Source organism: Flagellimonas iocasae (genome assembly GCF_042682725.1).
Lineage (GTDB): Bacteria > Bacteroidota > Bacteroidia > Flavobacteriales > Flavobacteriaceae > Flagellimonas > Flagellimonas iocasae.
Genome location: NZ_JBHUHU010000002.1, coordinates 207842 through 222771, shown reverse-complemented (window position 1 = coordinate 222771; position 14930 = coordinate 207842). Strand labels below are relative to the sequence as shown.

At 42.7% G+C, this 14930-nt stretch carries 17 protein-coding genes; 8 read left to right on the top strand and 9 right to left on the bottom strand.

Annotated elements, in window-relative coordinates; translation table 11 throughout:
• Positions 1-2 precede the first annotated feature (2 nt).
• From ACFSJE_RS06835 to ACFSJE_RS06820, 4 genes are all read left to right on the top strand, one after another.
• The gene (locus ACFSJE_RS06835) at positions 3-1166 is read left to right on the top strand and encodes a gliding motility-associated C-terminal domain-containing protein (RefSeq protein WP_379830240.1); all 1164 of its coding nucleotides are present in this window, start codon (positions 3-5) and stop codon (positions 1164-1166) included.
• An 80-nt stretch (positions 1167-1246) separates the two neighbouring features.
• Complete coding sequence (locus ACFSJE_RS06830; protein ID WP_379830239.1) at positions 1247-1981, top strand: M15 family metallopeptidase; 735 nt, start codon at positions 1247-1249, stop codon at positions 1979-1981.
• Between the two features lie 41 nt (positions 1982-2022).
• Positions 2023-2787 carry a M48 family metalloprotease gene (locus ACFSJE_RS06825; RefSeq protein WP_379830238.1) on the top strand — a complete coding sequence of 255 codons (765 nt, stop codon included), beginning with the start codon at positions 2023-2025 and terminating at the stop codon, positions 2785-2787.
• A 117-nt stretch (positions 2788-2904) separates the two neighbouring features.
• On the top strand, positions 2905-3072 hold the full coding sequence (locus ACFSJE_RS06820; RefSeq protein WP_379830237.1) for a DUF6747 family protein: 168 nt from the start codon (positions 2905-2907) through the stop codon (positions 3070-3072).
• Positions 3073-3172: 100 nt separating this feature from the next.
• On the opposite strand, the gene ACFSJE_RS06815 is transcribed toward ACFSJE_RS06820, so the two are convergent.
• Complete coding sequence (locus ACFSJE_RS06815) at positions 3173-3559, bottom strand: ankyrin repeat domain-containing protein (RefSeq protein WP_379830236.1); 387 nt, start codon at positions 3557-3559, stop codon at positions 3173-3175.
• A gap of 206 nt (positions 3560-3765) precedes the next feature.
• Between ACFSJE_RS06815 and gpmI the strand changes: the two genes are divergently transcribed.
• Genes gpmI through ACFSJE_RS06795 form a run of 4 tightly spaced genes read left to right on the top strand, consistent with a single transcriptional unit; the run spans position 3766 to position 7360 of the window.
• Positions 3766-5283, top strand: a complete 1518-nt coding sequence (gpmI, locus tag ACFSJE_RS06810; RefSeq protein WP_379830235.1) for a 2,3-bisphosphoglycerate-independent phosphoglycerate mutase — start codon at positions 3766-3768, stop codon at positions 5281-5283.
• A gap of 45 nt (positions 5284-5328) precedes the next feature.
• Complete coding sequence (map, locus tag ACFSJE_RS06805) at positions 5329-6147, top strand: type I methionyl aminopeptidase (RefSeq protein WP_379830234.1); 819 nt, start codon at positions 5329-5331, stop codon at positions 6145-6147.
• Positions 6148-6193: 46 nt separating this feature from the next.
• The gene (locus ACFSJE_RS06800; RefSeq protein ID WP_379830233.1) at positions 6194-6580 is read left to right on the top strand and encodes a GxxExxY protein; all 387 of its coding nucleotides are present in this window, start codon (positions 6194-6196) and stop codon (positions 6578-6580) included.
• 15 nt (positions 6581-6595) lie between these two features.
• Positions 6596-7360 (top strand): class I SAM-dependent methyltransferase, encoded by a 765-nt coding sequence (locus ACFSJE_RS06795; RefSeq protein WP_379830232.1) that lies wholly within the window; start codon positions 6596-6598, stop codon positions 7358-7360.
• On the opposite strand, the gene ACFSJE_RS06790 is transcribed toward ACFSJE_RS06795, so the two are convergent.
• The 8 genes from ACFSJE_RS06790 to ACFSJE_RS06755 form a co-directional block, all read right to left on the bottom strand.
• Positions 7361-8365: an FAD:protein FMN transferase gene (locus ACFSJE_RS06790; protein WP_379830231.1), complete on the bottom strand. Its 1005-nt coding sequence runs from the start codon at positions 8363-8365 to the stop codon at positions 7361-7363.
• Positions 8366-8725, bottom strand: coding sequence for a Na(+)-translocating NADH-quinone reductase subunit F (locus tag ACFSJE_RS06785; protein WP_379830230.1), 360 nt, complete (start codon positions 8723-8725; stop codon positions 8366-8368).
• 111 nt (positions 8726-8836) lie between these two features.
• Entirely contained in the window at positions 8837-10147 is a 1311-nt protein-coding gene (gene nqrF, locus ACFSJE_RS06780; RefSeq protein WP_379830229.1) for an NADH:ubiquinone reductase (Na(+)-transporting) subunit F, read from the bottom strand.
• Positions 10148-10149: 2 nt separating this feature from the next.
• A complete protein-coding gene (gene nqrE / locus ACFSJE_RS06775) occupies positions 10150-10893 on the bottom strand; it encodes an NADH:ubiquinone reductase (Na(+)-transporting) subunit E (RefSeq protein ID WP_379830228.1) in 744 nt (247 codons plus the stop codon).
• A gap of 11 nt (positions 10894-10904) precedes the next feature.
• A complete protein-coding gene (locus tag ACFSJE_RS06770; RefSeq protein ID WP_379830227.1) occupies positions 10905-11552 on the bottom strand; it encodes an NADH:ubiquinone reductase (Na(+)-transporting) subunit D in 648 nt (215 codons plus the stop codon).
• Position 11553: 1 nt separating this feature from the next.
• A complete protein-coding gene (locus ACFSJE_RS06765) occupies positions 11554-12303 on the bottom strand; it encodes a Na(+)-translocating NADH-quinone reductase subunit C (protein WP_379830226.1) in 750 nt (249 codons plus the stop codon).
• Positions 12304-12305: 2 nt separating this feature from the next.
• On the bottom strand, positions 12306-13574 hold the full coding sequence (locus ACFSJE_RS06760) for an NADH:ubiquinone reductase (Na(+)-transporting) subunit B (protein ID WP_379830225.1): 1269 nt from the start codon (positions 13572-13574) through the stop codon (positions 12306-12308).
• Position 13575: 1 nt separating this feature from the next.
• Entirely contained in the window at positions 13576-14928 is a 1353-nt protein-coding gene (locus ACFSJE_RS06755) for a Na(+)-translocating NADH-quinone reductase subunit A (protein ID WP_379830224.1), read from the bottom strand.
• Positions 14929-14930 lie beyond the last annotated feature (2 nt).

Sequence of the window (14930 nt, the reverse complement as noted above, 5' to 3'; positions counted from 1 at the left end):
CCTTGAAAAACCTTCTCTACATATTCGTTTTCCTTCTAGGATTGACCCTACAGGCCCAAACCGGGTTGTATCACAGTGGCAATATGCAGGTGCATGGCAATCTGGGGTTCCATACCAATTTCATCAATGATTCCTCTTTTGATCAGACCGAAGGTTTGGTCGGGTTTTACGGAAACAATGTCATCCAGGTGCTGGGCAATATCCCCCCTACCCTTTGGGATGCGGAAATGATGGTTTTTGACAACATCCTTCTGCAGAATACGGTAAACATTGCCAATAATTTCAGTTTTTTTCAGGGCAATGTGCTCACCCCAAAAGACAATCAATCGGTCTATCTCAACTTTATGGACCAAGGTACCTCTACTGGGGAGGACAACCCCCGAAAGGTAACAGGTTTCGCTGCCATCAACAATCGCGATGTTTTTCTTTTCCCGGTGGGGGATGAAAATGCGCTTCGGACACTGACCTTGAACTCAGAAGGAGTTACCCCATTGGCGATTTGTGCTTATTTTTTTGAAAATCCTTTAAGTCCCACATCCATTTCAGCTAGTTTTAATACGGCCAATAAGGTACGGGATATCGGCTCCGTTAGTGATCGGGAATTTTGGATTGTACAGAGTGATGTTCCCGCCCAGGTTACCATAAGTTGGAATGCACGAAGCGGTTTGGGCCTGATTCCCAATGCCACTTTTGAGTCCATCATTGCCATCGGATGGAGCAAAGCCTCCAACCAGTGGATTGTTATTGGCAATAGTGCAATGAGCGGTGATCTTACTGAAGGCTTTTTAACCACCAAAACCTTTGTGCCCAGTGAATATGAAGCCATCACGTTTGGAACCATACCCTTGCCAACAGACACCTTTGCTGTGGATTACCCAACGCTGGGCAACTATTTTTTGAGTCCCAATGGAGATGGCATCAATGATTTTTTGGTGATAGACGGAATGGAGCAATCTCCCAACAACACCTTGATGATTTATAATAGATTGGGACAAAAAGTCTTTGAAAAGGTGAATTACGTGGATGAATTCAGAGGAATGGCCAACGCTGGAAGCCTTTACGTGAATAAAAGTATTGGCCTGCCAGAAGGCGTCTACTTCTATCTGGTCAAGTTGGATGACGTTGGATTGGAATACACGGGCTACCTGTTCTTGGACCGACAATAAGTTGTTTCCATCTTTCGAGTCAAAGTGATATAGCCACGGACTGAAAAATACTTCTTAACTTGGCACGAAAATATGTTCTCATGAAGAGAAGAACCTTTATCAAAACCACTTCTGCCTCAAGCCTAGCCTGTACCATACCTCCTGTTTTTTCCCAATTTGATTACCCCGATTATTCCACTGATGAATTGATGGGCAAGGAAGTTATCGACCTTTTTGGTGATGGCATCAATCTAAGAAAAGAGGCGTATGAATCGTTTGTGGAAATGAAAAAGGCCGCCTATTCGGATGGTTTTGATATTAAAATGGTGTCCAGCTACAGGGATTTTTACCACCAAGCGACCATTTGGGAACGGAAGTACCTCCGCTTTACCGACGATGATGGTATGGAACCATTGCCAGCTATTGATAAAATCATTGAATATTCCACCATTCCCGGCACCAGCAGACACCATTGGGGCACAGATATCGATATTATTGATGGTTACCCCAAAGTTTCTGGTGATGTTCTGGTTCCAGAAAAATTTGAAAAAGGTGGTCCTTTCGAGAATTTTAAATTGTGGCTGGATGAAAACTCGGAAAAATTTGGGTTTTATCTGGTTTACACCAACGAATCCAAACGGAGAGGTTTTAAATATGAGCCTTGGCATTACAGCTATGCGCCGATTTCCATCCCTATGCTGACGGCCTACAGAAAATTGAACATTCTACGCTTGCTTCAAAAAGAGGAGTTTTTAGGCTCCGAACATTTTACCACAGGGTTTATCAGAACCTATATCCAAGACAATATTCTCGATATAAATCCAACGTTGCTGTAGTATTTTTTTTCGTACCTTCCATGGACTAGAACACTACCATCATGAGAAGAGGAAGTTGGAGAATCCGTATCCTGATCGGACTGGCCATTGTGGCTTTCGCTTTTATTCGCCGTTGCAGCAACCAAGAGGAAAATCCATATACCGGAAGGGTGCAGAACATCAACATGACGGCTGAACAAGAAATTGCCATTGGGTTGCAAAGTGCCCCCGAAATGGCACAGCAGCATGGCGGCCTCTATCCAGATGAACGCATGCAGGCCTTAGTGGATGCTGTGGGTAAAAAGCTCGTTAACAGTAGCATTGCCCGGGAAACTCCCTACGAATACGATTTCCATCTATTGGCCGATGACCAAACCATAAACGCCTTTGCCCTCCCCGGAGGTCAATGTTTTATCACCTACGCCCTTTTTTCACAACTCACCGAGCCACAATTGGCGGGAGTTTTGGGTCATGAAATAGGTCATGTGATTGGCAGGCACTCCGCAGAACGTATCGCGGAAAGCAGTTTTTGGCAGACCTTGGCCACGGGAGCATCGGTTGGTGGCGATATGGGAAGCGTGGTGGCCGGTATTGGCCAGAACACCCTTTTAAAAAATGGAAGGGGTGATGAATTGGAAAGCGATGAATTGGGGGTTTTGTTCATGATTCAATCCGGATACGACCCCTATGAAATGATCAAGGTCATGGAAATTTTGAAAGCGGCTGCCGGTCCAAATCGCGTGCCTGAGTTTCAAAGCACTCACCCAGACCCAGAAAATCGGATTGAAAAAATTAAAGAAGCCATTAAAAAATATTCAGGTCGATAGATTCGACACGTTTATCGATAAAAAAAGGGTATTGCTTAGTTTTGCTTACCTTTGAGACAACCCCAAATCCTACAATCATCTTCTTATCCCGTTTGTGCTTACAAAAAAACGAGACACATGGGAACACTAGTACACTTTAAAAACCTCTATTTAGAGGCATTTGACGATTGTAAACCGAGCTTTGTGGTACTTTTTCTAAAGGGGTACTCCGTATTTTGTGGCATCATGTTGATGATGGCGTTTTATGCGTTTTTATATAGAGCTTTTACAGGCTTTGAATTCTAAGCCAACACTATACTCTTTTACAGGACACTAGAGTAAAAATGAGAAAAAAAGCCCATCCTTAAGGATGGGCCTTTTGCTTTGAATGAATAAATAAACTCCTTTATTTTTTCATAGCAGTTTCCAAAACGGCCAGCGCTTCAGTTGCATTGGACATTTCAGCATATTTCTTGGCTGTATACCCTTGATCGGAACGCCTTTTAAAATTAGCTCCATGCTCAATAAGCAGTTTTAGGATTTCGGCTTGGTTGTAACGTGCTGCAAAATGTACAGGAGCCATCCCTAGGGATTTTTCATTGACATCTTCGCCTAGTTCAATAAGTTTCTTGACCGTTTCTACATCGCCTTGCATAATAGCTTTGCAAAAAGAACTGACTTCAACGGGCAATGCCGAAACGTTCAGATTTACATCTGAAATAGTTTCATTGGCAGAAATACCAGTGGTTACTAGCATGCAAAAAGCGGCTACTGTTAGGATTGTTTTTCTCATGATGAATTATTTTAATTAAAATTAAAGTGATACAAAAATAGACTGCCCAAAGAGCCAAATGTTACGTCATTAACAGTTAAATAACTAAATTTTAACAATGCTGCATTTAAAATGGTTTAAAATTATTAAATCAATAACCATAAAAACTCCCTGAAAACTAGGGCATCCAGTCAAATCGCCTTATTTTTGAAGTACAATTTCATGTTATGAGCAAAAAGGTAATCCTAATGATTTTGGATGGCTGGGGAAAGTCCCCAGACCCAAAGGTTTCGGCCATAGCACAGGCCAATACACCCTTCGTAGATTCACTGTACACAAAGTATCCCAATGCCAATTTGCTGACGGATGGAATGAATGTTGGTCTTCCCGAAGGACAGATGGGAAATAGCGAAGTTGGGCACATGAACCTTGGGGCCGGACGAATTGTTTATCAAGATTTGGCCAAAATCAATAAAGCGGTCAAAGAAAACACCTTGAAGGACGAGAAAGTGTTAAAGGATGCCTTTGAATATGCCAAGACCAACCACAAATCTGTTCACTTTTTAGGTTTGGTGAGTGATGGTGGAGTGCATAGCCATATCGACCATTTAAAAGCGCTCATCAAAGCTGCAGATGACAATGGGGTTGAAAAATCCTTTGTACATGCCTTTACCGACGGACGTGATGTTGATCCCAAAAGCGGAAAAGGCTTTCTGATTGACCTTACACATTACTGTTCAGACAAAAGTACCAAGCTTGCTACCGTAATTGGAAGATACTATGCCATGGACCGTGATAAACGTTGGGAACGCGTAAAATTAGCTTACGATGTCATGGTAAACGCCGAAGGAGAGCATGTAAAGGAAATTAGTCATGCCATTCAAAAGAGTTATGACAGCGGTGTTACCGATGAATTTATAAAACCTTTGGTTGTAACGGATGCCAATGACCAACCGCTTGCCAAAATAACCGAAGGCGATGTGATCATCTTCTTCAACTTTAGGACAGACCGAGGTCGAGAGCTTACCCAAGCTTTGAGCCAACAGGACTTTCATGAGCAGAATATGCACAAAATGAATCTCTATTACGTCACCATGACCAACTACGATGATTCCTTCAAGGGCATAAAAGTGGTCTATGATAAAGACAACATCAAAGACACGCTGGGTGAAGTATTGGCCAAAAATGGAAAAAAACAGATTCGAATCGCAGAGACCGAGAAATACCCTCACGTTACCTTTTTCTTTAATGGTGGGCGTGAAGAACCTTTTGAAGGTGAGCAACGAATTTTATGCCCGTCACCAAAAGTGGCCACATATGACCTTCAACCCGAAATGAGCGCGTATGACATTCGCGATGCCATTATTCCCGAACTTAAAAAAGGGGAGGCCGATTTTGTCTGCCTTAACTTTGCCAACCCCGATATGGTTGGGCATACCGGTGTTATGGAAGCGGCCATCAAAGCCTGCGAAACCGTGGATGAATGCGCCAAAGACGTCATCACCGCAGGATTGGAAAATGGGTATTCCACTATCGTTATTGCGGACCATGGAAATTGTGATACCATGATCAATCCAGATGGAAGCCCTAATACGGCCCATACCACAAATCCAGTTCCATTGATTCTTGTAGATAAGGATGCCAAAGAAATCAAGGGTGGTGTTTTGGGTGATATTGCCCCTACCATTCTCAAATTGATAGGTATTCCACAGCCAGAGCTTATGACGCAAAAACCATTGGTTTAGGCTTAAATTCGCTATAATCCGTAGATTCAATTTATCTTTGCGGCTATGATTCACGTAAAGACAGCAGAGGAAATTGAATTAATGCGCGAAAGTGCATTGGTTGTTTCACGGACCTTGGGCATGTTGGCCAAGGAAATCAAACCAGGAGCCATTCCATTAAAATTGGATAAAATGGCCGAAGAATTCATTCGGGAACAAGGCGCAGAACCAGGTTTTTTGGGCATGTATGATTTTCCAAATACACTTAATTGGAGTCCCAACGCTCAGGTAGTACACGGCATTCCCAACAACGACCCCTTAAAAGAAGGGGATATTGTTTCCGTGGATTGTGGTTCATTTAAAAATGGGTACTACGGAGATCATGCCTATACTTTTGAGGTCGGGGAAGTTGCCGAAAAGACCAAAAAATTACTGAAAGTCACCAAAGAATCGCTATATATTGGAATCCGGGAATTTAAGGAAGGGAACCGCGTAGGCGACGTAGGATATGCCATCCAAAAATACACCGAAGACCATGGGTATGGTGTTGTACGTGAATTGGTGGGACATGGTTTGGGAAGAGAACTCCATGAGGACCCTCAAATGCCAAATTACGGGAAGCGCGGAAGAGGCAAAAAATTTGTCAATGGTACCGTGGTTGCCATTGAACCCATGATCAATATGGGTACGCGACGCATCAAACAGCTTAAGGATGGATGGACCATTTTAACAGCAGATGGTAAGCCCAGTGCCCATTTTGAGCACGATGTTGCCTTGGTAGACGGAAAACCAGAATTGCTCTCCACCTTTCAATACATTTATGATGCTCTGGGTATCACCAGTGATGAAGAGGATGAATTCCGAAGTAAGAAATTGGTACTCTAAAATACCTTATCTTGCTTGACTCGAATTTCTCAAATTACTCGAATAAATGTCCCAAATCATTTATAAAAACGAGTCCTACTTCGTCATCGGTTTATGTATGGATATCCATAATGAGCTTGGCAAAGGATTCAGTGAAGCAGTTTACGCCGATGCTCTAGAAATTGAATTAAAATCCAATGGTGTTCCATTTCAAAAAGAAGTAAAATTCGATATCATCTACAAAGGAGAGAAATTAAAGCATCATTATTATGCTGATTATGTAGTAGATGATAAAATAATCTTGGAGCTTAAAGCAGTGGCAAATATCAATACCAGTCATATTAAACAAACATTGAACTACTTGGCCGCTTCAAAAATGAAATTGGGATTAATTGTAAATTTTGGAGAGGATAGTTTAGTTTACAAAAGAATAATATTGCAATCCAATTCGTGAAAATTCGAATAATTCGTGTCAAAACTATTCAAGTACATACTCAATTTAATTCCAAGACCTTTACTCATTCGCCTCAGCTATTGGGTAAGGCCATTGATAGCTTTTTTCCTAAAGGGAAACAGATTTACTGACCCCATTGACGGCAAGAGTTTTAAAAAGTTTTTACCCTACGGATATGAGAATCCAAGGGAAAATGTCCTTTCCCCTTCCACCCTTTCCTTGGAACGGCATCGACTTCTATGGCTTTATTTGGTAAATGAAACAGATTTCTTCACCCAACCCCATAAAGTGCTCCACTTTGCGCCAGAACAAGCTTTTCACAAGCGTTTCAAGAAAATGGCCAATATCGAGTATACCACAACGGACTTAAACTCTCCTTTGGCCTATGTAAAAGCTGATATCTGTAATCTACCATTTGAAGACGATTCATTCGATGTGATTCTCTGTAACCATGTTTTGGAACACATTCCCAATGACACCAAAGCCATGCAAGAACTTTACCGGGTCATGAAGCCGGGAGGTTGGGGCATCTTTCAAATCCCGCAGGATTTAAAACGAGAAAAGACCTTTGAGGATGATTCCATTTCCGACAAAAAAGAACGCGCTAAAATCTTTGGTCAGTATGACCATGTGCGTATCTACGGAAGGGATTATTTTGATAAACTACGCAGCATAGGTTTTACAGTGGAAGAGGTGGATTACACAAGTGCTCTTCCAAAGGAAGAGGTTGAAAAATACCGATTGGCCAAGGGGGAGATTATTCCCTTGGTAAAAAAGTAATTATTGCTTCACAAACTTCTCGAAACCGGAAGTCATGAATTCTTTAGTATTCCCATTTTCATCCAAATAGATGATATAGGCCTCCAATTCCCCATGATTTTCCAAAATTGCTTTGGATGCCTCCAAATCCATCGCCATGAACGTTGTGGCAAAAGCATCAGCCACAGCACAGGTATTTGCCACCACGCTGGTCGCCAACACATACGAATTTTTGGTATAGCCCGTCTTGGGGTTAATCGTATGCACAAACTTTTCGCCAGTTTCTGGGTCAATTCGAAACTTTCGGTAGTTACCCGATGACGCCATCGCCTTGTCTTCCAAGGTTACAATCAGTTTCAATTGACGACCGGTTTCCACTTGGGGGTCATCAATACCAACGGTCCATTGCTTTCCAGAAACAAGATTGGTTCCTTTGGCAAGCACCTCTCCCCCTACTTCAACCAAATAATTCTGAATTCCTTTTGAATCCAACAAAGCACCCAATCGGTCTATGGCATAGCCTTTGGCCACCGCATTAAAGTCGAACCGAATGGCTGGATTTGCTTTTGTTATGGTATTGTCACTGTTCAGCTTTACTTTATCCCATCCCACATAACTCAACAAGCTATCTACCTTGAGGCTATCAAGCTGAATTTGTTCTCCCGGACCAAATCCCCATGCATTGGCCAAAACCCCAATGGTGGGGTCAAAATAGCCGTTTGAGGCTTGGTGGACTCTAGTAGAGATATCAAACACTTCTTTGAACATGTCATCAACCACTACGGTAGAATCCCCTTCATTGATTTTGGATATGTCCGAAGAAGGCACGTAGGTGGACATGGATTGGTTCATCACCTGAAAAACAGAATCAATCTCTTGTTGATAGTCCAAGGGTTCGTCAGCGATGTAAATAATGGAATAGGACGTACCCAAAGCACCTCCTTGATTTTGATTTTTTATCCATTGAGGGGAACCGCATCCAAAAGTGAATGCGATTAAAGCAAAAAGAAGTACATTTTTCAACATCTATATTTCAATCAATCCTTGATAATCCACAATATACTCTTCATCCAAGAACAAAGGAAGTTCTTGGTTCGCCGCATTGGAAAGTCCAACCCCCGCAAAATAAGTTTTGGCCTCGAACTTTTCGGCATGGTCCTTTACCGTCTGCATCAACTCCTGATCATAATCTCTGGGATTCATGGGAAACTCAACATTCCGAACCACAATAAAGTGCAATATCTTTTCTTTGAGGCACACATATTGTGGGTTTTTCCTAAGCTCGCTGTTGATGGCCATAAACTCAAAACCATTGGCCTCGAGCTCGTGACCCACAATGTTCATGGCGAGATTATGAAGTTCCTGCTCTGTTAATTCTCTTCCCATATCGATAAAAAAACCGATGCGTTGGCATCGGTTGGTTTTATTCTTTAATACCTCTCGATGTCTCCTTCGACTGCGCTCAGGATGACAATTTGAGATATATCCAATTTCCGTTTATCCTCCAAAGTCATCGAACCTGATATTCTCATCTGGAATACCAAAGTCCTCACCCATTTTTTGAACCGCTTTGTTCATCAACGGTGGACCACAGAAATACAATTCAATATCTTCAGGGGCATCGTGATGGTTCAAATAGTTATCGATAACACAGTTGTGGATGAATCCGACAAAACCATCACCTTCCTCATCATTGATGTCTTTTTTAACCTTCCAGTTGTCCTCTGGTAAAGGCTCAGAAAGTGCCAAATAGAACTTAAAGTTAGGGAAGTTACGCTCCAACTCTTTGAAATGCTCCAAGTAGAACAGTTCTCTTTTGGAACGACCTCCGTACCAATATGTCACTTTTCTGTTTGTTTTTAAGGTCTTGAAAAGGTGGTAGAGGTGCGAACGCATCGGAGCCATACCAGCTCCACCACCAACATAAAGCATTTCTGCATCAGATTCGTTGATAAAGAATTCACCAAATGGACCAGAAATTACCACTGGGTCGCCTTCTTTCAAACTAAAGATATAAGATGAAGCGATACCTGGGTTGACACTCATCCACCCATTCTTGGCGCGATCCCATGGTGGGGTTGCAATACGTACGTTCAACATAATTTCACGTCCTTCAGCTGGGTAGGAAGCCATGGAATAGGCACGCTCCACAGTTTCAGGGTTTTTCATGACCAAGGGCCACAAGTTGAACTTATCCCATTCCGCCTGGAATTTATCCGGAGTTTCGTGTTCTGCTGGGTGGGCAGTGATATCAATATCTGAATATTTTACTTCACAGGGGGGAATCTCAATTTGAATGTATCCACCAGCTTTGTAGTTCATATCCTCCGGAATCTCAACCACAAATTCCTTGATAAAAGAGGCCACATTATAGTTACGAACTACCTTGGCGTTCCATTTTTTGATACCAAAAACTTCCTCAGGAATGGTGATTTCCATGTCTTGTTTCACCTTCACCTGGCAAGCCAAACGGGCACCTTCCTGTAATTCCTTTTTGGAGAAATGAGGGGTTTCCGTTGGTAAAGCCTCACCACCACCAGAAAGCACATGGCATTCACACTGGATACAGGTTCCTCCTCCACCACAGGCTGAGGGCAAGAATATTTTTTGGTTTCCCAATGTTGACAGCAAGGAACTTCCCGAACCTACTTCCACCTGCTTTTCACCATTGATGGTGATGGTCACAGGACCGGATGGGGACAGTTTCTCCTTGGTGAACAGCAACAAGGCCACCAACAATAACAACAAAATAAGAAAAGCTACTACGGTAATTAGAATAGTACCTCCAGTACTTGCGGCTAATATCATCTTTATTTGTTTATAACTTCGTTATAGGAAACTGCTTTTTCTTTATCCTCAATCTCCTTTTTGATTTCTTTTTCTTCTTTGTTCTCTGCTTTTACGGTAGTGGTTTCTGTTCCTTCAGGAGCCTCATTGTCACCTGTCAACATTCCACCAAAGCTTTGGAACCCTATTCCCATCAATCCAGTGATGATGAAGGTAATTCCCAACCCACGCAATGGGGCAGGTACATTGGAATAGCGAATTTTTTCACGGATGGCCGCAATTGCCAAAATGGCCAAAAACCATCCAATCCCAGAACTGACTCCATAATTAAGGGCCAATCCAATATTTGGAATTTCACGGGTCTGCATAAACAAGGAACCACCCAAAATGGCACAGTTTACCGCAATTAACGGCAAAAAGATACCCAAGGAATTATAGAGTGATGGGGAAAATTTCTCTACCACAATCTCTACCAATTGCACCATGGTTGCAATGGTTGCGATAAACAGGATAAAGGAAAGGAATCCTAGATCGTAGTCGGCATACTCTGGACCTAACCAAGCCAACGCCCCATCTTTCAACAAATATTGATCTAACAACCAGTTCAATGGAACAGTAACCCCCAAAACGAAGATTACTGCAGCTCCCAAACCAACGGCTGTGGAAACTTTTTTGGATACGGCCAAGTAGGAACACATTCCCAAAAAGACCGAAAACACCATGTTATCTATGAAAATCGACTTAAAAAACAGCTCTATATGCTCCATGTTCTCCTAGTTTATGCTTCTTCTATCAATGCTCTATTTCTGGAACGTTGTACCCAAATGATGATTCCCACAACAATCAATGCCGCTGGTGGAATAATCATAAAGCCGTTGTTCTCATATCCGATGGAATACAATCCTGTTTTAGTAACAGGATCTCCCAAAACCTTGAAACCAAACAAGGTTCCAGAACCCAAGAGTTCCCTGAAGAATCCAACAATTACCAAAATGATTCCGTATCCCAAAGCGTTTCCTATACCATCCAAAAAGGATTTCCAAGGTCCATTACCCAAAGCAAAGGCTTCAAAACGTCCCATGATGATACAGTTGGTAATAATCAATCCCACAAATACAGATAGGGTTTTGCTCAATTCGTAAGCGAAGGCCTTCAACACCTGGTCCACAATAATTACCAAGGCGGCCACAACAACCAACTGAACAATGATCCTGATTTTCGATGGAATGATGTTACGCAACAACGAAATGACCACGTTACCCGTACCCAGTACAAACATTACCGAGATTGCCATTACCACTGAAGCTTTTAATTCTGCAGTAATTGCTAGGGCAGAACAGATTCCCAATACCTGAATGGTGATGGGGTTATTGTCCGCTAAAGGGTCTAGTATCAGATTTGCATCTTTTTTTGATAGTAGCGCCATATTATTTTTTTCTAATGGTTTCTAAATAAGGTTTGTAAAGCTTCAAGGCATCTTTGATCATTGCTGTTACTCCGTTACCAGTAATGGTAGCACCTGCCAATGCATCTACTTCATTATCGTCCTTGTTCTCGTTCAAGGGATCTCCGTTGCCCTTGGCCACAGCGATACCGGCGTAGCTGTTACCATCCATGATGGATTCTCCTTCAAAATCATCCATGAAGAAACGCTGCTTGATGTTGGCCCCTAGACCGGGAGTCTCACCTTTGTGATCGAAATAAACGCCTTGCACCACCATGTTGGCATCAACGGACATAAAGCCCCAGATGGCATCCCACAATCCTTTTCCGTACAACGGAATGATATAGAATTCTTTACCATCCTTCTCACCTATTAACAAAGGTAATTCTGCTTCGCCTCCACTTTTAATGGTGCTTAGTTGCTTTTTCATATCGATCAAATAGGCATCTTCCTGTTCCTTGGCTTCGGAACCTACAATGACCAATTGTTCTTTGATGTATTTTGAAAACTCACTCTCCACTTCGGTGGTGGGTACAAAGTTTACGCTTCCTTCTCCTTCATTTTCATTGACCCCCATGGCATAGAGGATGTTCTGCTGCTTTTCAAAGCGCTCATTTTCATCCACCTTTGGCTTAAGTCCCGATGCCACAAAGGCAAGCAGGGAACCTACAACCACTACCATCAAGACCGCGAAAATTACAGTGTAGCTATTCTTTTCTGTATTGATTGCCATAATTAAGCTGTTTCCGTTTTTAATGCATCAACTTCTTCATCCGAAGCTTTGGGATAAATGGTTGCTGTCTTCAATCTCTTCAATCTCTTTTTAATATTGCCTTTAATCACGTAGTGATCAATGGTAGGCGCAAATACGTTCATCAACAGTATCGCCAAGAAAACTCCTTCTGGGTATCCTGGGTTGAACACTCGAATCATAACGGACATAAATCCGATCAAGAAACCATAAATCCATTTTCCTTTGTTGGTCTGTGAGCCCGTTACCGGGTCTGTGGCCATAAACACGATACCGAAAGCCAAACCTCCTACCAACAAGTGCTGCCAGTATGGGAAGCTCATCAAGGTGTAGAATTTGCTATATTCCGGTAACCAACCTGCATCCACGATACCGTTGAAAATCAATCCCATAACCAAAGAACCTATTACGGCACTCACCATGATGCGCCATGAGGCGATTTTCGAGAAAATCAGGAACAGACCACCCAAAAGAATCAATAAGGTCGAGGTCTCACCTACAGAACCGGGAATAAATCCGTAGAACATATCGGATAGTGAGTAGCCCATTTCCGAAGTGTTTCCTTGAGCCAAATACCCTAGTACAGTTTCACCCGAAATGGCATCCGTAGATCCTGCTTGCGTCAAGCCCTCTTTTGCACCGTGCACCCAAACTTTATCCCCACTCATCCAAGTTGGATAAGCAAAGAATAAGAAGGCACGAATCGTCAAAGCCGGATTCAAGATGTTCATTCCGGTTCCACCAAAAACTTCCTTACCGATGACCACACCAAAAGCCACGGCCACGGCCAACATCCAAAGTGGCGTATCCACAGGAACTATCAATGGCACCAACATTCCGGTTACCAAATACCCTTCTTCCACTTCGTGACCTTTGATCACGGCGAACAAGAACTCAATGGCCAAACCTACTCCGTAGGACACGATTACCAAAGGCAACACGGTAACAATTCCCACCAAGAAATTATCCCATGTCAAAAAGTTTTCGAACAGGTCAAAATTCTCCGGAAAACCGTTAATGGCGGAGTAATGTTGATATCCCGCATTGAACATTCCGAACAACAAACACGGCACCAAAGCCATGATTACGGTGTTCATGGTACGCTTAAGGTCATCCGCTCCACGGATATGCCCACCAGAATGCGTTGTTTCGTTAGGGGTATAGAGAAAAGTATGGAGTGCATTGAAGGCCGGAGCCATTTTCTTGCCCTGATACTTTAACTTCAGCTGATGTAATTTTTCTTTCATGCCCATATTATCCTAGTTCTTTTTGCAACAAATCCAATCCTTCCCTGATTATCTGTTGGTGCGGTTGTTTTGAGATGCATATGAATTCCGTGAGTGAAAAGTCTTCTGGGGCCACTTCGTAGAGTCCCAATTGCTCCATTTCATCCAAATCCTTTACCATGCAGGCCTTCAACAATTGAAGTGGATAGATGTCCAATGGAAACACTTCTTCATACTGACCAGTAACCACAAAAGCCCTATGCTCACCATTGGTATTGGTGTCCAAATCGTACTTTTTCTTCGGTTGAAGCCAAGAAAAGGTAAGCGCTCTAGTGGTTGAAATTTTATTGAAAATAGGTTTGTTCCATCCGAAGAAATCATAGTCATCTCCTTCTGGAATGGCGGTAACCGTATTGTTGTAATATCCTAAATGCCCCTCAGTATTGGTTTTGCTTCCAGTAAGCACATCACCATTGATCAAACGGAATCTGTCTTCATTTACACCGCTGGCATATAAAAAGGTAGAGATTTCCGCTCCAATTTTAGTGGTGTAGTATTTAGGCGCCTTGATGATGGAACCTGAAAGTGCAATAACGCGTTCCGCATTGAACTTTCCAGTCAACAGCAATTCACCGATAAGCACCATATCTTGTGGAGAGATGGTCCAAACCACTTCTCCTTTATTGACAGGGTCTATTTTATTGATTTGGGTTCCCACCAATCCTGCTGGGTGTGGACCCGATATTTTATGTAATGTAATGCCTTCAACATCCACAAAAGGAGACCTACTGGATTTTCCAATGGTCACATGGATTTTTCCAGGGGTCAGTTTGCTCAATGCCATCACGGCCGCGTTCAACTCCTGCTCCTTACCTTTCAGAACATAATCTGCATCTGCAGCCAAAGGCGCAGTGGTATAGGCAGAAACAAAGATGGCTTTTGGGGTCGCATCAGGGTCAGCAATAACATCATAAGGGCGTTGCTTTACGAAAGGCCAACCTCCATTTTGAAGCAAGAAGGTCTTTATGGTCGCTGCATCTGCAGTATCCAAGTCTGGCACCTTACTTTGCGTATACTTTTGGGTTTTGTCGGCTAGAATCTTAAGGGTCAAGATTCTTCTTCGCGCACCACGAACGATTTCCACTAATTCCCCACTAACTGGAGAGACAAAGTGCATTTCTTCGTTGTTCTTGTTATAGAAAAGAGGCTCTCCCGCTTTAACCTCTTCCCCCTGCTTTATCAGCATTTTTGGGGTGATTCCGTGAAAATCATCTAGGTTTAGGGCATACACGTTACTTAAAACGGCTTTGGAAGTAGTCTGTTCTGCTGCCCCGACAAGGTTGATATCCAACCCCTTTCTAATCCGGATGTCTTTAGACATAT

What these genes read in the sequence shown, in the direction of transcription:
- ACFSJE_RS06820 (WP_379830237.1), top strand. Translation starts at nt 2,905, where the DNA reads ATGGGAACACTAGTACACTTTAAAAACCTCTATTTAGAGGCATTTGAC.
- ACFSJE_RS06755 (WP_379830224.1), bottom strand. Translation starts at nt 14,928, where the DNA reads ATGTCTAAAGACATCCGGATTAGAAAGGGGTTGGATATCAACCTTGTC.
- ACFSJE_RS06790 (WP_379830231.1), bottom strand. Translation starts at nt 8,365, where the DNA reads ATGTTGAAAAATGTACTTCTTTTTGCTTTAATCGCATTCACTTTTGGA.
- ACFSJE_RS06770 (WP_379830227.1), bottom strand. Translation starts at nt 11,552, where the DNA reads ATGGCGCTACTATCAAAAAAAGATGCAAATCTGATACTAGACCCTTTA.
- ACFSJE_RS06800 (WP_379830233.1), top strand. Translation starts at nt 6,194, where the DNA reads ATGTCCCAAATCATTTATAAAAACGAGTCCTACTTCGTCATCGGTTTA.
- nqrF (WP_379830229.1), bottom strand. Translation starts at nt 10,147, where the DNA reads ATGATATTAGCCGCAAGTACTGGAGGTACTATTCTAATTACCGTAGTA.
- nqrE (WP_379830228.1), bottom strand. Translation starts at nt 10,893, where the DNA reads ATGGAGCATATAGAGCTGTTTTTTAAGTCGATTTTCATAGATAACATG.
- ACFSJE_RS06830 (WP_379830239.1), top strand. Translation starts at nt 1,247, where the DNA reads ATGAAGAGAAGAACCTTTATCAAAACCACTTCTGCCTCAAGCCTAGCC.
- ACFSJE_RS06825 (WP_379830238.1), top strand. Translation starts at nt 2,023, where the DNA reads ATGAGAAGAGGAAGTTGGAGAATCCGTATCCTGATCGGACTGGCCATT.
- ACFSJE_RS06785 (WP_379830230.1), bottom strand. Translation starts at nt 8,725, where the DNA reads ATGGGAAGAGAATTAACAGAGCAGGAACTTCATAATCTCGCCATGAAC.
- ACFSJE_RS06765 (WP_379830226.1), bottom strand. Translation starts at nt 12,303, where the DNA reads ATGGCAATCAATACAGAAAAGAATAGCTACACTGTAATTTTCGCGGTC.
- map (WP_379830234.1), top strand. Translation starts at nt 5,329, where the DNA reads ATGATTCACGTAAAGACAGCAGAGGAAATTGAATTAATGCGCGAAAGT.
- ACFSJE_RS06815 (WP_379830236.1), bottom strand. Translation starts at nt 3,559, where the DNA reads ATGAGAAAAACAATCCTAACAGTAGCCGCTTTTTGCATGCTAGTAACC.
- gpmI (WP_379830235.1), top strand. Translation starts at nt 3,766, where the DNA reads ATGAGCAAAAAGGTAATCCTAATGATTTTGGATGGCTGGGGAAAGTCC.
- ACFSJE_RS06760 (WP_379830225.1), bottom strand. Translation starts at nt 13,574, where the DNA reads ATGGGCATGAAAGAAAAATTACATCAGCTGAAGTTAAAGTATCAGGGC.